Source organism: Sinomonas sp. B1-1 (assembly GCF_050474465.1).
Classification (GTDB): domain Bacteria; phylum Actinomycetota; class Actinomycetes; order Actinomycetales; family Micrococcaceae; genus Sinomonas; species Sinomonas flava.
Map to the genome: position 1 here is coordinate 1 of NZ_JBCHVF010000006.1, position 15,163 is coordinate 15,163.

Genomic DNA, 15,163 nt, shown 5'->3' on the forward strand with positions numbered 1-15,163 from the left:
CCGGCCTCGAGGGCGGCCACGGCGATCTCGGCGTGGAGCCAGCCGGGGGCGCAGATGTCCACGATGTGCACATCGTCCCGGGCGATCACCGCCCGCCAGTCGGTGGCGGACTCGGCCCACCCGTACCGTGCGGCGGCCTCGGCGACCTCCCCGGCGTGGCGGCCCACGAGGACCTTCTGCTCCACGGCCGGGACATCGAAGAACGCCCCCACGTTCCGCCACGCCTGAGAGTGGGCCCTGCCCATGAACGCATACCCGATCACCGCCACACCCAGGGTCGGCTGGGGCTGGGCCATGGCCTGCTCCGATTTCACATGTACTCCTTCAGTTCGGGTGTCCGCGGCCTACTTGACGGCGCCGGCGGACAGGCCCGCGACAAGGTGCTTCTGCACCAGAATGAATCCGATGAGGACGGGAAGCGAGACCACGACGGACGCGGCCATGAGCTGGTTCCAGAACACATCCGACTCGCTCGCGTAGGACTTGAGCCCCAGGGACAGCGTCTTGGTCGACTCGTTCGTCAGGACGGAGGCGAAGAGCACCTCTCCCCAGGCTGAGATGAACGAGTAGACCGCCACTGCGATGATGCCCGGCTTCGCGACGGGGAGGATGACCCTGACCAGGGCGCCCATCCGTCCCGTGCCGTCGATCATGGCGGCCTCCTCGAGTTCCTTCGGGATCGAGGCGAAGTAGCCGGTGAGCATCCAGATCGCGAACGGCAGGGTGAACGTCATGTAGGTGATGATCAGTCCCAGGTACGAGCCCTGGAGCTGGATCCCCGTGATGTTCCGGATCTGCGTGAAGATCAGGTACAGCGGCAGCAGGAAGAGGATGCCGGGGAACATCTGGGTCGAGAGGACCACGAGGCTGAACGGCCGCTTGCCCTTGAACTGCAGGCGTGCAATGGCGTAGGCGGCGAGGACCGCGACGGTGACGGAGAAGAGCGTCGCGCAGATCGTGATGATCAGGCTGTTCTGGAAGTACTTGGCCAGGGGGACCGTGGACCAGATGTCGATGAACGGCGCGAGCGTGACCTCGCGCGGGATCCACTGGAACAGCCCGGAGACGTCCTTGAGGGGCTTCAGCGAGGTCGAGACCACCACGTAGAGCGGGATCGCCACCCACAGCGAGAGGAACGTCAGGACGACGGTGCGCAGGATGCGGAAGTTGCGGGTCTCAATCATTCTCGTTCCCCTTGGGAAGGACCATGCGGATGTAGAACACGGAGGCGATGAACAGGGCGATGAGGAGGAGGACGCTCATGGCCCCGCCGAGGCCGAAGTTCCAGCTTCCGAACGAGTTCTGGTAGATGAGCGGCGAGACCAGCGTGGCTTCCTTGGGCGACGCCGCCCCGAAGAGCACGAAGGGGATGTTGAACTGGTTGAACGTCCACAGCGACATCACGAGCAGGAGGACGCCGTTGGCCGGCCGGACCATCGGGAGCGTGATGGTGCGGAACTGCTGCCACAGCGTCGCGCCGTCGATCGAGGCCGCCTCGTAGACGTCGTTGGGGACGTTCTGCAGGGCTGCCAGGAGCATCAGGAACGCGAAGGGCCACAGCTGCCAGATGTTCACGACCACCATCGCGCCGAAGGAGTTCTGGCCGAGGAGCCAGAACGGCCGCTCGTCCCCGAAGAGGTGGAGGGTGTCGACGAGGATCTGGTTCACCGCGCCGTCGCGCTGGTTGAACATGAAGGCCCAGGCGATGGTGCCGACGTAGGCCGGCAGGGCGTAGGGGACCAGGAAGAAGGTCCGCAGGAGGCCGCGGCCCTTGAAGTTGGAGGTCAGGAACACCGCTCCGGCCATGCCGAGGGCCCACGAGCAGCCCACCACGAGCACGGTGTACAGGAGGGTCCGGCCCAGGGTCGAGAAGAAGGCCTGGCCGATGGTGCTGTCGGGGTTGAGGCCGTTGACGAAGTTCTGCAGGCCCATGAACGGGGCCGCGAGCCAGTTCGTGAGGTTGAGCTGGTTGAGGGAGATGAACGCGATCCACACGCCCAGGAGCATGGGGCCGATGTGGATGAGCAGCTCGAGCAGCGCTGCCGGGGCGACGAGGCCGTACGGCAGGAACGACCGGCGACGGCGGCGGGGAGCGTGGGCGGGCGACGGCGCCGGCTCGCGCTCGCTGCCCCGCTTCGTGGAGGGCATGGTGGTCTGCGACATGGAGACTCCTCGGGCGGGGTGCGGGGCCTGGCGGCCCCGCACCTGCGCTCATGGCTACTGGGCAGCAGCCATCTGGTTGTTGGCGTCGGTCAGGGCGGACTTGATGTCCGCCTCGCTGACAGACCCAGTCGCCGCCTTGGCGAAGAGGCCCTTCATCGCCGTGCCGTTCAGGGTCTCCATCTGGCCTTCCTTGGCGATGAGCGGCATCGGCTTGGCGTGGTTGGCCAGGGCGTCCTGCTTCGCCTTGACATCTTCCGTCTGGAAGGCCGGGTCCTTGTCGGTCACGCCATTGACCACCGGCAGGGACGAGAAGGCCTTGTTGAGGTAGGCCTGCTCGTCGTCGCTCGTGAGCCAGCCTGCGAGCTTGAACGCGTTGTCCTTGTTCTTGCTGTTCTTGAACACGCTGATGTTGATGCCGGCGACGTGGCTCTGCGTGCCCTCGTCACCCGTTGCCCCGGCGGTCATCATCGGGACCGCCGCAACGCCCCAGTCCTTGAAGTCGCGGGCGGTGAAGTTCTTGATCGGGCTCTGGTCGAACATCATCGCGGCCTTGCCGTTGATGAGGTTGTCCACCTTCTGGGCGCCGTCGACGATCTCGGCGTCGGAGGGTGCGATGACCTTGTCCGTGGCCATGAGGTCGATGAACTGCTTGACACCCTTGAGCTGCTCGGCACTGTCGAACGTCGGCTTGCCGGAGGAGTCGAAGAGCTCGCCGCCGTTCTGGAGGCCGCGGACGAACGCCTGGTGCGCGTTCTGCTGCACCGAGGCGCCGGCAACGGTGAAACCCCACTGGTCCGGCTTGCCGTCCCCGTTGGTGTCCTTCGTGAGCTTCTTCGCGTCGGTCACGAACTCGTCCCAGGTGGCAGGGGCCTTGTCGATCCCCGCGGCCTTGAAGAGCTTGGTGTTGTAGTACAGGTTGTAGGCGAGGCCGTAGATCGGCACCGAGGTGGGCGTCTTGCCGGGGGCGCCGCCGGTGGACCAGCTGGACTGGACGAAGCGGTCCTTGCCGCCGACCGCCTCAAGGAGCTTGCCCTCGACCGGCTCGAACGCCCCGGTCTCCTGGAGGGTCACGGCCCACGTGTTGCCGATGTTGAGGACGTCGGGGCCGTCGCCGCTGGTCACGGCCGTGAGAATGCGGTTGTACAGGTCCGGCCAGCCGATGACCTCGAGCTTGACCTTGACGCCGGTCTTCTCCGTGAACCGGTCGAGGGACGGCTTGAGCTTCGCCGCCGTGTCCTCGATGCTGTTGCCCTGGTTCGACGCCCAGTAGGTGATGGTGTCGCCAGAGGCGTTTCCGCCTCCGCCGGTTCCGCCCGAGCCGCAGGCCGCGAGGCCCATGGTCATGGCGGCCGCGGCTGCGACGGCGGAGAGGAACTTGAGTGGTTTCTTCATCGTTGCTCCGGTTCTCGTCGTTGAGTCAGTGGGGAGTGGGCTTCCGGCCGCACTAGGCGCCGAGCGTCGGGGCCGTCGGGTCCCAGTCCTCGGGGAGGGCCGAGGCCGCAAGGGCGGTGCTCTCGACGTCGACGAAGCTGCGCGTCTCGATCGATTCGGCGATGGCCACCATGGCATCGAGCACATGGAACGCGAGCTCGCCCTGGGCGCGGTGTGCGCGTCCCTCGCGGATCGCGCGGGCCATCTCGAGGACGCCGGCTCCGCGGCTGGCGGTCGAGCCGACGCTCGGGACCGTGGTCCAGTCCTCCTCCCCGAGGCGGCAGATGCGGATGTCGCCGTCGAACATGTTCGGGTCGGGGAGCGCGATCGTGGCCTCCGTGCCCGCAATCTCGACGAAGCCCGCCCGCTTCAGTGCCGAGTCGAAGCTGAACACGCTCTGGGACGACGTCGCGCCTTCGAACTCCGCCATGGCGCTCACGTGCGTGGGAACCGTCACGGAGAACTCCTCGCCGGCCTTGGGGCCGGAGCCGATCACGCGGATGTCCCGCGACCTGGAGCCGAGGGCGGCGACGCGCTTGATCGAGCCGAAGACCTGGACGAGCGTCGTGAGGTAGTAGGGGCCGATGTCGAAGAGCGGGCCCGCTCCCTCCTGGAAGAGGAAGGCGGGGTTGGGGTGCCACGACTCCGGTCCGGGGGACTGCATGAGGGTCAGCGCGGTCAGCGGGGTTCCGATGTCGCCGCGCTGGATCATGCGGAACGCGGTCTGCAGGCCTGCGCCGAGGAACGTGTCCGGAGCGCATCCAAGGCGGACGCCCGCGGCGTCGGCCGCCTTGAGGAGCGCCTTCCCGCTCTCCCGGTCCAGGGAGAAGGGCTTCTCGCTCCACACGTGCTTCCCGGCCTCGACGGCGAGGGTGCCCACCTCCACGTGGGCCGCGGGGACCGTGAGGTTCACGACGATCTCCACCTCGGGGTGGCCGATCACAGTATCCACGCCCCCGTGCACCGGGATGCCGTACTCCTCGGCGCGCGCCTTGGCCGCCTCCGGGAAGATGTCGCCAATGGCCAGCACCTTCACGTCGGGGAAGCTCGTGAGGTTGTCCAGGTACTGCTTGCTGATGAATCCCGCGCCGATGACGCCGACGCCGACGGGCCCCCGCGCGCTCATGCCTGGACCTTCCCGGCCGAGACGAACCCGAAGCTCTGCTCGACGGCGTCGAACATGTCTCCCCTGAAGTCGTCGAGCTCGACGACGGCTGCCTCCAGCGCGGTCGCCGCGCCGATCACCTCGAACACGGGGATGCTGCCCTGGCCGAGCGGGAGCTGGTCCGAGGGCTCGCGGGTCACAGGGCCGTCCTTGATGTGGATGAACTTCACGCGGTCGCCGAGCCGGCCCAGCAGCTCCACCGGGTCCTGGCCGCCGACAGCTGCCCAGTAGGTGTCCAGCTCCAGGACGACCTCCGGGTCAAGGTGGTCTGCGAGGTGCTCGAGGGGAGTGCGGCCCTCGATCAGGTCCTCGATCTCCCACCAGTGGTTGTGGTAGCCGACGCGGAGGCCGTACTCCGAGGCCTTCTTCGCAGCCTCGTTGAGCTGCCGCGCGGTCTCCTTGATGCTCTCGAGGTCCTTCCACCGCTCGGCGGGGACGTGGGGGTCGATGACCGTGCCGATCCCGAGGTCACGGGCGGCGGCGAGGATCTCGTCCTGGTCTTCCTGCAGCAGCGGAGCGTGGCCCGACGGCGCAGTCAGTCCGTTCTCCGCCAGCGCGGCGCGCAGCTCCGCGGCCTTCGCGACGAAGCGGTAGGGCTCTACCTGCGTGAAGCCGATCTCGGCCAGACGCCTGATGGTGCCGGGAAGATCCTCTTCGAGGGATTTCCGCACGGTGTAGAGCTGGATCGAAAGTGACACTGTCTCTCCTCGTGGGTGGACGCCGGGCAGTCGTCGCGGTAGGAGGTGCGCGGCGAGTGAGCTGCCTCACAGCAAACCTAGGAGCGCTTTTGACGAACGTCAAGCAAAAGAGTTCGGTTCATCGTCAATCTTCTGAATTCGTAGCGTGCAGAAGGGGTGCGTGCTATCACTGATGCATGACGTCGCCATCCAACGCCCCCTCCGCGGCCCTCGAGGCCAGCGGCAGCCTCGCGCGTGCCGGCGACCTGTTCCAGCTCCTGCGGGACGGAAAGCCCTGGACGCGGGCCGAGCTGGCCATGATGACGGGCCTCGCGCGGTCCACCGTCGCCGGCAAAGTCGACCTCCTGCTCACCTCGGGCCTCGTCGTGTCCGTGGGCGAGGCGCTCTCGAGCGGGGGCCGCCCGCCGTCCCGCTTCGCGTTCCACGCCCAGGCGCGCACCGTGCTCGCGGCCGACGTCGGCGCGAGCCACGTTCGCGTGGCCCTCACCGACCTCAACGGAGAGGTCCTCTCGGAGCGCCGGGCAGAGAAGCCGGTCGCGGAGGGCCCCGAGGCGGTCCTCGGCTATGTCGTGGAGTCGGGCAAGAAGCTGCTCGCCGAGAGCGGCCGCCCCGAGAGCCGGCTCGCAGGCGTGGGCATCGGCCTCCCCGGTCCGGTCGAGCACGCCACCGGCAGGCCGGTGAAGCCGCCGATCATGCCCGGCTGGGACGGGTTCGACGTCGTCGGTTTCGTCCAGCGCACGCTCCCGGTCCCCGTCCTCGTGGACAACGACGTCAACATCATGGCGCTCGGCGAGCGCGCCGCGTACTGGCCGGAGGTCGATGACCTGCTCTTCATCAAGGTGGCCACCGGCATCGGATCGGGCATCATCTCGAGCGGCCAGCTCCAGCGCGGTGCGGATGGCACGGCCGGCGACCTCGGGCATGTCCGGGTGGCGCGCGGCTCCGACGTGGTGTGCCGGTGCGGCAACGTGGGGTGCCTCGAGGCGCTCGCGTCCGGCGGCGCCGTCGCCCGTTTCCTCGCGGAGCAGGGCGTCGAGGCCCAGGCGGGGGCCGACGTCGTCGGCCTCGCCGCGAACGGCAACCTCGCCGCGATCCAGGCGCTGCGGCAGGCGGGGCGGGACATCGGCGAGGTCCTCGCGACGTGCGTGAACCTGCTCAACCCCAGCGTGATCGTGCTCGGGGGGTCGATGGCCGCGGCCGGCGACCACATCATGGCGGGCGTGCGGGAGGTCGTCTACCACCGCTCGCCCCCGCTCGCCACGACGAACCTGCGCATCGTGCTCTCCCGCGCCGGCGAGCGGGCCGCCGTGATGGGCGCGAGCCAGCTCGTCTCCCAGCACGTGCTCTCGCCCGCGGGTGTGGAGGCTGCCCTGGCCGCGACGGCGAACGCCGGATGACCCCCCGCGCCCTGCGGGTCGGCCAGCGCTGCGAGGTCTGGACCGCGCCGGCCGACGGCGGTGAGCCCGAGCTTGCCTTCGCGACGGCGGAGACGCTGTTCGAGGCGCCCAACTGGCTCGCCGACGGGCGCCTCCTGCTCAACGGCGTAGGACGCCTCTGGTTCCTCGCGCCCGACGGCGGCGGCCCCGAGCCGCTGCCCGCGGCCGGCCTGCCGCCGGTCAACAACGACCACGTCCCGGCCCCCGACGGCACCGCCGCCTTCTGCTCCGCCGACGACGGCCACATCTACCGCGTCCCGCTCGCCGGCGGCGCGGCGGAGCGCGTCACGCACGACGACGGCGCGCGCCACTTCCTCCACGGGGTCAGCCCGGACGGCGGGCAGCTCGCGTACGTCGAGATCCACGACGGCGACGTCCGCCGGCGGGGGCGCCTCGCAGTCCTCGACCTGGCAGACGGCGCGGTGGCCCGCCCCGACGTGGGGGACGGGCACTGCGACGGCCCCGAGTTCACCCCCGACGGGGCGTGGATCGTCCTCAACACCGAGTCCTTCGGCGGGGTCGCAGGCCATGCCCAGCTCGCGCGCGTCCCCGCTCACGGGCAGGGATCCCTCGAGCGGCTCCACGAGAGCGGCCGCGTGGACTGGTTCCCGCACCTCTCCCCCGACGGGAAGCACGGAGCCTACGTGAGCTTCCCGCCCGGGACCCTCGGCCACCCCGCCGACGTCCCGGTGCACGTGGTCCTGGCAGACCCTGCCGACTGGGCCGCAGAGCGTCGCAGGATCGAGGTGTCCGGCGGTCAGGGGACCATGAACGTCAACAGCTGGGCGCCCGACAGCAGCTGGTTCGCGTACGTCGGCTATCCGGTGGGGGAAGGGCCCCGATCCGGCGCGTGAGGCCCCTCCGAGAGGGTATACAGCCCTCACCGAGACAGTGAGGCTATCTGTACGAGGAGGACTCATGCGCGCGCTGCAGGAATATGCCGGCCTGCTGAAGGAAGGCGGACCGTGGTGCACCATCCACGTCGATGTCAGCACCGGGACGGTCGACACGCTCGAGGCCACGGACGTGCTGGGCGAGAACATCGGGCGGATGCTCGCGGCCGCCGGAGCGGACAGGAGCTGCCGGACCGCGGCCGAGAGGCTCGACTGGGCCGCCAAGGGCCTTCCCGCCCCGATCTCGCGGTTCGTGCTCATCCGCGGTGGCGAGGTGGTGGTCAACGAGGTCCTGCCGGGCGCTCCGAGCACGCCGCTGGTTGACGTGGGGCCGATCCCGAACCTGGTCCCGCTCGCCGAGCACCGGGGCACGGACCTGGCCTACCTCGAGGTCGAGGCCGAGCGGGCCGACGCCGAGATCCGGCGGCGGCGAGCCTCCGCGCACGCGGCGCTCGCGGAGCAGGAGGTCCACGGCGACACCGAGAACCTCAAGAAGGTGCCCTCGGGCGGCTGGTCCCAAGGCCGCTACCAGCGGCGCACCGAAGAAGTCTGGCGCAGGAACGGCGCCGAGGTGGCAGCGGAGGTGGACCGGCTCGTCGAGGCCGGGGGCGTCGACCTCGTCATCCTCTCCGGCGACGAGCGAGCCCTCGAGAAGATCCGCGAGTCGCTCGGCGAGCGTGCGGCGAAGCTCGTCCGCGTGGTGCCGATGAACTCCGCCGCCCCCGGAGCCGACCGCGAACGCTACGAGGAGCAGGTCGGCACCATCGTGGACGAGGTCGCCGCGGGACGGCAGGCCCGGCTCCTCGAGCGGATGGCCGAGGGCCGCGGGGCGCTCGCGGCCCACGGCTGGGGCGCGGTCATCCACGCGCTGCAGGGCGCTCGGGTCGACACGCTGCTCCTCGCCCCGAATGCCGTCGTCCAGCGGCGCGTCCTCGCCCTCGACGACGCGCCCTGGGTGGCGTCCACGGAAGCCGAGGCCGTCGGTGCGGGCGTGCTGGGCCAGGCGGATCCGTCGGCGACGCTCCTGCGCGCGGCCGTGCTCACCGACGCGGACACGCTGCTGGTCCCCTCGGACGTGCTCGACGGCGGCGAGGCCGCCTCGCTGCTGCGCTGGTAGCAGCGCCTCCCGAGGCGACCGCGCCTCGCGGCGGCCCCGGTGTCAGTCGGCGGCGCGGCGGGCCGTGAGGACGGTGTCGGTCAGCACGGCCGTCTGCCCCTCCGGCCCCGTCGTCGTGCGGCCCTCGGTCTCGCGCGTCTCCACCCTCCACTCGTGCGGACGCAGCCCGAGTGCGGCGGCGAGCTCGTCCGCCGAGGGCAGCGGCGCCTCGCCGTCGTGCGCGTGCTGGGACCATGGCGGGAAGGCCGTGTGGCCGACCACGAGCAGCACCCCGCCCGGCGCGACCGCACGGGAGGCCGCGAGCAGGATGTGCTCGCGCGGCAGGTCGACGGGCGAGTGCAGGAAGGCCGCGGTGACGAGGGTGTAGTCGCCCACGGGCTCCCACGTCGCGAGGTCGTGGCGCTCCCAGGTGATGCGGTCGGAGACGCCGGCGTCGAGGGCGTGCTTGGCGGCCCGGCCGAGCGCGACCGAGGAGACGTCGACGCCGGTCACCACCCACCCGCGCTCGGCCAGCCAGATCGCGTCGGCGCCTTCACCGCAGCCCAGGTCCAGCGCCCGCCCGGGCGCGAGCATCCCGACTTCCCGCACCAGCGCGGCGTTCGGCTTCCCGCTCCACACGGCGTCGCGCTCGCGGTAGAACCCGTCCCAGAATTCGCCCGTCGTGGGCTTCGGCTCGTTCGTCATGGACCACTCCTATCCGGCGCCCGCGTGTGGCACAAGGGGCCTGCGGCCCGGCGGCCGTCGCGAGGCCTTCCCGCTGCCGGTGGCGCTACGTACCCTCGGGGCAAGGAGGTGTGAAGCATGAACGCAGTGCAGGGCGACCGCATCGTCATCCGGGGCCGCACGGTGGACTCCGCAGACCGCCACGGGGAGATCCTCGAGGTCCGTGGAGCGAACGGGGAGCCGCCGTACCTCGTGAAGTTCGACGACGGCCACGAATCCGTCGTCTTCCCCGGCGGGGACTTCTCGGTCGAGAAGGCGGGGAGCTGACGGCCACAGACGGCAAACTTTTGGCACGTTATGGCAAGCGATTGCCACAGCGGCCCCATCCACCGGACAATGGAAGGCGTGTCCGCTGATCCTGCCTCGGTCCGCGCCGTCCTCGTCGGCGCAGGAGCCATTGCCCGCTCCCACGCGAGGGCCATCGCGGCTACCCCAGGCGTGGAGCTGGCCGCGATCGTGAGCCGCGGGGCATCGGGCGCACGAGTCTTGGCCGACGAGGTCGCGGCGTCCGGCTCCCTCCGGCCGCAGGCTGCGGGGAGCATCGGCGAGGCGCTCGGCCGGGGCCGGGCCGCCGGGACGTCGGGCGGCGCGGCGCCGCTCGTCGTCGTCGCGACCCCCACCTCGTCCCACCTCGCCGTGGCCGCCGAGGCGCTGGCCGCAGGTGCCCACGTGCTCATCGAGAAGCCGCTCGACGTCGACCTGGACGCGGCGCGGGCCTTCGCCCGTGATGCGCGTGAGGCGGGGGAGGGCCGCGTGGTCTCCGTCGTGAGCCAGCACCGCTTCGACGCCGCGAGCCTCGCCGTGCGCGACGCTGTCCGCGCGGGCCGGCTCGGGGCCGTGGCCTCCGCGGTCGCGACCGTCCCGTGGTGGCGCAGCGCGGCGTACTTCCAGGCCTCCCCGTGGCGCGGCACCTTCGCCGGCGACGGCGGCGGCGCACTCATGAACCAGGGCATCCACACGCTCGACCTCGTCGTGGCCCTCCTCGGCCGCCCGGTGGAGGTCATGGCGATGACGGCGCGGACGGTGCACGCCATCGAGGCCGAGGACACGGCGGGAGTGCTGCTCCGCTTCGAGTCGGGCGCGATCGCGACCGTCCACGCGAGCACGGCGGCCTACCCCGGCCTCTCGTCCCGCCTCCAGGTCTCGGGGAGCCTGGGATCGGCGGTGATCGAGAACGAGACCCTCGTCTACCTGCACACCGACTCCGCGCCGAACGCCCCGGATTACGGCCTGTACGGCGCCGGGAACCAGCTCGCCGTGGCGGCCGCGGCCCCGCGGGCGGACCCCACCGAGTCGCCCGCGGGCCTCGCCCGCCAGTACGCGGACGTGGTCGGCGCCATCCGCGCCAAGCGTGCGCCGGCCGTGACGGTAGACGCCGCGCTGCTCACCCTGGGCGTGGTCGAGGCCGCCTACCGTTCGGCGCGCGAACGCCGGGCCGTCGCGCTCTAGGAGGGCGCGGCGTCGTGCGCCCCGGCCGCCGATCCGTGCCTCGGTATATTTGATCTATGCCGATCACCAAGCGGGTTGAGCCTACGCTGCTGACCGATCAGGTCTACGCGACGATCCACGCTGCGATCCTGAGCGGAGACCTGCCTGCGGGGTCGCGGCTGACCGTCCGGGAGCTGGCCGAACAGGTCGGCACGAGCGCGATGCCGGTGCGCGAGGCGATCCGCCGGCTCGAAGAGTCGGGCATGGTCGAGCGGGAGCCGCACAAGGGTGCGGTGGTCAAGGCCCTCACGCTCCAGGAGCTCGTGCACGTCTACGACATCCGCAAGCTGCTCGAGGTCGAGGCGGCGCGCCTGGGGGCCCAGGGCATCAGCGCCGAGGACTGCGACCGGATGCAGGAGGAGTACGACCTCATGCTCGCCGCAATCCGCGAGCACCGCGTGCCGGACCTCCTGGACCACGACGAGGCACTGCTCACGATCCTGTACCGCGCCTCCGGGAACCCGCTCCTCGTCCGGATGGTCCAGAACCTCTGGCAGCAGTGCCGCCCCTACAAGCTCGTGGGCGCTCAGGGCACGCTGGACACGGCCGGCGACGACTCGCTGTGGCGCTACCAGCAGGAGCTCATCGCCGCGGCGCGGAGCCAGGACCCGGCCGCCGCGGCGTCGGTGAACAACGCGTCGCTCGTGGACGCCACCGAGCGGATCCGGGCCCTCCTCGCGGCCCAGGGCCGCCAGTCCTAGCGGGAACCGGCTCAGCCTCAGAGGCAGCCGTCCGGGCCGCACACCTCTCCGCCGAGGCTCTCGGCGTCGTCCCCGGCGCCCGGGCCTGCGGGCTGGCCGACCATCACGAGCGGGTTCGCCTCGCGCCACGCGGTCTCGAGGGCCTGGGTGAAGAGCTCGGCGGGCTGGGCGCCGGAGACGCCGTACGTGCTGTCCAGGACGAAGAAGGGCACGCCCTGGATGCCCAGCGCGCGGGCCTGGCTGATGTCTGCGCGGACAGCGTCGCGGTACGTGCCGGCGTCGAGGGCCGCGGAGATCTCCGCACTCTCGAGCCCGGCCTCGGTCCCGACCGCTAGCAGGACCTCGCGGGAGCCGATGTCGAGGCCGTGCTCGAAGTGGGCCGAGAGCAGGGCCTCCTTGGCCGAGTCGGCCATGGCGTTCCCGCCGCGGGCCTTGGCGAGGTGGATGAGCTCGTGGCCGGAGAACGAGTTGGCAACCACGACCCGGTCGAAGTCGTAGTGGAGGCCCTCCCCGGAGGCGACCTCGGCAACGTGGTCGAACATCTGCTTCACGCGTGCGGCCGGCATGCCCTTGCGGGTGCTCAGGTAGTCGAGCTCGGTGCCGTCGTAGTGCTCGGGGAGCGTGGGGTCGAGCTGGTAGCTGTGCCAGGTGACCGTGATCTGGTCCTTGTGGGGGAAGGCGGCCAGGGCCTTCTCGAAGCGGCGCTTGCCGATGAAGCACCAGGGGCAGGCAATGTCGGACCAGATGTCAACGTTCATGAAAGCTTCAAGTTCTCCTCGGCCCAGAGTATTCCAACTCTTCTACGTCTTGTAGAAAAGTGGGAGAATGGTGCTGCCCGGAAGGGCATCGAAGGAGATGAGGGCCATGACAACCCTGACGAGGAACTGGCTGGGGCGGGCCGCTGCAGTCGCGGGCCTTGCCGCCCTCGGCGTCTTCGTGGCGGTCTTCTTCGTGGCAGCCGAAGCGACGCGGGCCTGGGTCTACACGGCCGGCTTCCTCGTGGCACTGGGCGCCGTGGTCCTCGCGGCGGCCGCGCGGCTCCGGGAGCACCGGGAGAGGCCGACGCTCAGGCCCCTCACCCGGCTCGGATGGTGGGCCGTGGGGCTCGCCGCCGGGGGAGCGGTCCTGCTCGTCGGCGGCCCGCTGCTCATGCGCCTCTTCGTCGCGGCGACCGAGACGGGGTTCGTGCCCGCCTCCCCGGCGCTCCTGGCCCTGGGGGCCATGCTCGCCGCGGGGATCGTGGCCGCGACTGCGTGGTTCCGCCGCGCCGAGCGGTCCCTGCTGGTGCTGCTGACGATCGTCCCCGCGCTCTTCGCGCTCTACTTCATGGTCGGCGAGTTCGTCTTCCCGCACTAGCAGCCCACGCACGACGGCGCCGCCCGCCTCTCGGGGGGGCGGCGCCGTCGTGCGCTGCAGGTGGGATGAGTTGAGGGGCCCCGTGTCCGCGCAGCACCACTACGCGGGAGGCCCCTCAACGGTGTCCCCGGATGTCCCGCCCCCGGCCTTCGGGGTGCCTGTTGCGATGGAAGCGCGCGGGATCCGGGAGATTCATTGGGCCCGGGTTTCGACTTCGCTCAACCAGCGGGCCCCAGCGGGCGCGGGCTATGCCGCGGCGAACTGCCGCTCGGGCAGGCCGGCCTCGAACTCGTCCTCCTTGCCCGCGGTCTCGCACAGGAAGCGCGCGTAGGCCGGCATGGTCAGGAAGGTCGGGAACTCGGCGCCGAGGGCGCACTCCTCGAACAGCTCACGGGCGTCGCGGAAGCGGTCGCCGTCGAAGCGCTCGAGCTTGGCGAACTCCTCGTCGAGGATCTCCTCGACCCACTGGCGGGTCACGATCTCGCCCTGGTCCGTGATGGCCCGGGAGTAGATCCACTGCCAGATCTGCGAGCGGGAGATCTCCGCGGTCGCGGCGTCCTCCATGAGGTTGTGGATCGCGACCGCGCCGGAGCCCCGCAGCCACGCCTCGATGTAGCGGATGCCGACCTCGATGTTGTTGCGGATCCCGCCCTCGGTGATGGTGCCCTGGCACGTGCTCAGGTCGATGAGCGCGCGGTCGTCCGGTGTGACGTCCTCGCGGAGCCGGTCGATCTGGTTCGGCCTGTCGCCCAGCACGGAGTCGAACACCTCGCGGGCCACGGGCACCAGGTCCGGGTGCGCGACCCACGAGCCGTCGAAGCCGTCGTGGGCCTCCCGCTGCTTGTCGGCGCGGACCTTCTCGAAGGCGGACGCGTTGATCTGCGGGTCCTTGCGGTTGGGCACGAAGGCGGCCATGCCGCCGATCGCCATGGCGCCGCGGCGGTGGCACGCCCGCACGAGCTGCTCGGTGTAGGCCCGCATGAACGGCTGCGTCATGGTCACCTGGGAGCGGTCCGGGGTCACGAAGCGCGGCCCGCGGGTGCGGAAGTTCTTGATGATCGAGAAGATGTAATCCCAGCGGCCCGCGTTGAGGCCCGCGGCATGGTCGCGCAGCTCGAAGAGGATCTCCTCCATCTCGAAGGCGGCGGTGATCGTCTCGATGAGCACCGTGGCGCGGATGGTGCCCTGCGGGATGCCGAGCAGGTCCTGGGCCAGGACGAAGATGTCGTTCCAGAGCCGGGCCTCGAAGCGGTTCTCGATCTTGGGCAGGTAGAAGTACGGGCCGTGGCCGAGGGAGAGCAGGCGCTTGGCGTTGTGGAAGAAGAACAGGCCGAAGTCCACGATCCCGCCCGCGATCGGCTTGCCGTCCACGAGCATGTTCTTCTCCGGCAGGTGCCAGCCGCGGGGACGCACCACGATGGTGGGGCGCTCGGCGAACGGGCGGAGCCGGTACTCCTTACCCTCGGGGCTCGTGAAGTCGATGCGGTCCTCGAGCGCGTCGATGAGGTTGATCTGCCCGCGGATCACGTTGCGCCACGACGGCGTCTGGGAGTCCTCCATGTCAGCCAGCCAGACCTTCGCGCCCGAGTTGAGGGCATTGATGGTCATCTTCCGGTCCACCGGGCCGGTGATCTCGACGCGGCGGTCCGTGAGGCCGGGTGCCGGCGGGGCAACGCGCCAGTTCGGGTCGTTGCGGATCTCGGCGGTCTCGGCGGGGAAGCGCGGGTCGACACCCTTCGCGATCTCGGCGCGCCGCGCATGGCGCGCTTCGAGGAGCTCCTGGCGGCGCTCGGCCGTGGCCCGGTGGAGGCGCGCGACGAACTCGAGGGCGTCCGGGGTGAGGATCTCGTTCTGGCGGGCCATCGGCTGGGCCGTGAGGGTCACGCCGTTGATCGTGAAGTTGTCGGTGAACGTGTTCATGGGAGGTCTCCTGGGTGATGTACGACACCGGGTGGGCCGGGAAGCGGTCCCAGCCCACCGGCGTCGTCGGCC

The 15,163-nt window shown here is 70.6% G+C and carries 16 protein-coding genes; 7 read left to right on the forward strand and 9 right to left on the reverse strand.

From position 1 onward, the window contains the following. From ACQ5BE_RS10475 to ACQ5BE_RS10500, 6 genes are all read right to left on the reverse strand, one after another. A partial coding sequence (locus ACQ5BE_RS10475; RefSeq protein ID WP_430297117.1) for a Gfo/Idh/MocA family oxidoreductase occupies positions 1 to 296 on the reverse strand: 296 nt, incomplete at its 3' end. A gap of 48 nt (positions 297 to 344) precedes the next feature. Then, positions 345 to 1,184, reverse strand: a complete 840-nt coding sequence (locus ACQ5BE_RS10480) for a carbohydrate ABC transporter permease (RefSeq protein ID WP_430296975.1) — start codon at positions 1,182 to 1,184, stop codon at positions 345 to 347. Beyond that, positions 1,177 to 2,163, reverse strand: coding sequence for a carbohydrate ABC transporter permease (locus ACQ5BE_RS10485; RefSeq protein ID WP_430296976.1), 987 nt, complete (start codon positions 2,161 to 2,163; stop codon positions 1,177 to 1,179). Before ACQ5BE_RS10485 ends, ACQ5BE_RS10480 begins: the two co-directional genes overlap by 8 nt. 54 nt (positions 2,164 to 2,217) lie before the next feature. Beyond that, complete coding sequence (locus ACQ5BE_RS10490) at positions 2,218 to 3,555, reverse strand: extracellular solute-binding protein (RefSeq protein WP_430296977.1); 1,338 nt, start codon at positions 3,553 to 3,555, stop codon at positions 2,218 to 2,220. Between the two features lie 52 nt (positions 3,556 to 3,607). Beyond that, the gene (locus ACQ5BE_RS10495) at positions 3,608 to 4,720 is read right to left on the reverse strand and encodes a Gfo/Idh/MocA family protein (protein ID WP_430296978.1); all 1,113 of its coding nucleotides are present in this window, start codon (positions 4,718 to 4,720) and stop codon (positions 3,608 to 3,610) included. Continuing rightward, positions 4,717 to 5,457 (reverse strand): sugar phosphate isomerase/epimerase family protein, encoded by a 741-nt coding sequence (locus ACQ5BE_RS10500; RefSeq protein ID WP_430296979.1) that lies wholly within the window; start codon positions 5,455 to 5,457, stop codon positions 4,717 to 4,719. The genes ACQ5BE_RS10495 and ACQ5BE_RS10500 overlap by 4 nt, the downstream gene beginning before the upstream one ends. Positions 5,458 to 5,633: 176 nt before the next feature. On the opposite strand from ACQ5BE_RS10500, the gene ACQ5BE_RS10505 reads away from it, so the two are divergent. The 3 genes from ACQ5BE_RS10505 to ACQ5BE_RS10515 all read left to right on the forward strand — a co-directional run bounded on the left by ACQ5BE_RS10505 (position 5,634) and on the right by ACQ5BE_RS10515 (position 8,903). Beyond that, entirely contained in the window at positions 5,634 to 6,854 is a 1,221-nt protein-coding gene (locus tag ACQ5BE_RS10505) for an ROK family protein (RefSeq protein ID WP_430296980.1), read from the forward strand. Further along, on the forward strand, positions 6,851 to 7,747 hold the full coding sequence (locus ACQ5BE_RS10510; RefSeq protein ID WP_430296981.1) for a biopolymer transporter Tol: 897 nt from the start codon (positions 6,851 to 6,853) through the stop codon (positions 7,745 to 7,747). Before ACQ5BE_RS10505 ends, ACQ5BE_RS10510 begins: the two co-directional genes overlap by 4 nt. Positions 7,748 to 7,811: 64 nt before the next feature. Further along, positions 7,812 to 8,903 carry a Vms1/Ankzf1 family peptidyl-tRNA hydrolase gene (locus ACQ5BE_RS10515; protein ID WP_430296982.1) on the forward strand — a complete coding sequence of 364 codons (1,092 nt, stop codon included), beginning with the start codon at positions 7,812 to 7,814 and terminating at the stop codon, positions 8,901 to 8,903. A 42-nt stretch (positions 8,904 to 8,945) separates the two neighbouring features. Here ACQ5BE_RS10515 and ACQ5BE_RS10520 read toward each other — a convergent pair whose 3' ends face one another. Beyond that, positions 8,946 to 9,587 carry an SAM-dependent methyltransferase gene (locus ACQ5BE_RS10520; RefSeq protein ID WP_430296983.1) on the reverse strand — a complete coding sequence of 214 codons (642 nt, stop codon included), beginning with the start codon at positions 9,585 to 9,587 and terminating at the stop codon, positions 8,946 to 8,948. A gap of 117 nt (positions 9,588 to 9,704) precedes the next feature. Here ACQ5BE_RS10520 and ACQ5BE_RS10525 point away from each other — a divergent pair, with 117 nt between their 5' ends. The 3 genes from ACQ5BE_RS10525 (at position 9,705) to ACQ5BE_RS10535 (ending at position 11,815) form a co-directional block, all read left to right on the forward strand. Beyond that, positions 9,705 to 9,893: a DUF1918 domain-containing protein gene (locus tag ACQ5BE_RS10525; protein ID WP_344300261.1), complete on the forward strand. Its 189-nt coding sequence runs from the start codon at positions 9,705 to 9,707 to the stop codon at positions 9,891 to 9,893. A 78-nt stretch (positions 9,894 to 9,971) separates the two neighbouring features. After that, positions 9,972 to 11,075, forward strand: coding sequence for a Gfo/Idh/MocA family protein (locus tag ACQ5BE_RS10530; RefSeq protein WP_430296984.1), 1,104 nt, complete (start codon positions 9,972 to 9,974; stop codon positions 11,073 to 11,075). Between the two features lie 56 nt (positions 11,076 to 11,131). Beyond that, a complete protein-coding gene (locus ACQ5BE_RS10535; RefSeq protein WP_430296985.1) occupies positions 11,132 to 11,815 on the forward strand; it encodes a GntR family transcriptional regulator in 684 nt (227 codons plus the stop codon). A gap of 17 nt (positions 11,816 to 11,832) precedes the next feature. On the opposite strand, the gene ACQ5BE_RS10540 is transcribed toward ACQ5BE_RS10535, so the two are convergent. Then, a complete protein-coding gene (locus ACQ5BE_RS10540) occupies positions 11,833 to 12,573 on the reverse strand; it encodes a DsbA family oxidoreductase (protein ID WP_430296986.1) in 741 nt (246 codons plus the stop codon). A 106-nt stretch (positions 12,574 to 12,679) separates the two neighbouring features. Here ACQ5BE_RS10540 and ACQ5BE_RS10545 point away from each other — a divergent pair, with 106 nt between their 5' ends. Next, positions 12,680 to 13,171, forward strand: a complete 492-nt coding sequence (locus ACQ5BE_RS10545; RefSeq protein WP_430296987.1) for a hypothetical protein — start codon at positions 12,680 to 12,682, stop codon at positions 13,169 to 13,171. Between the two features lie 246 nt (positions 13,172 to 13,417). Here ACQ5BE_RS10545 and aceB read toward each other — a convergent pair whose 3' ends face one another. Next, on the reverse strand, positions 13,418 to 15,091 hold the full coding sequence (gene aceB, locus ACQ5BE_RS10550) for a malate synthase A (RefSeq protein WP_430296988.1): 1,674 nt from the start codon (positions 15,089 to 15,091) through the stop codon (positions 13,418 to 13,420). Positions 15,092 to 15,163: the final 72 nt, after the last annotated feature.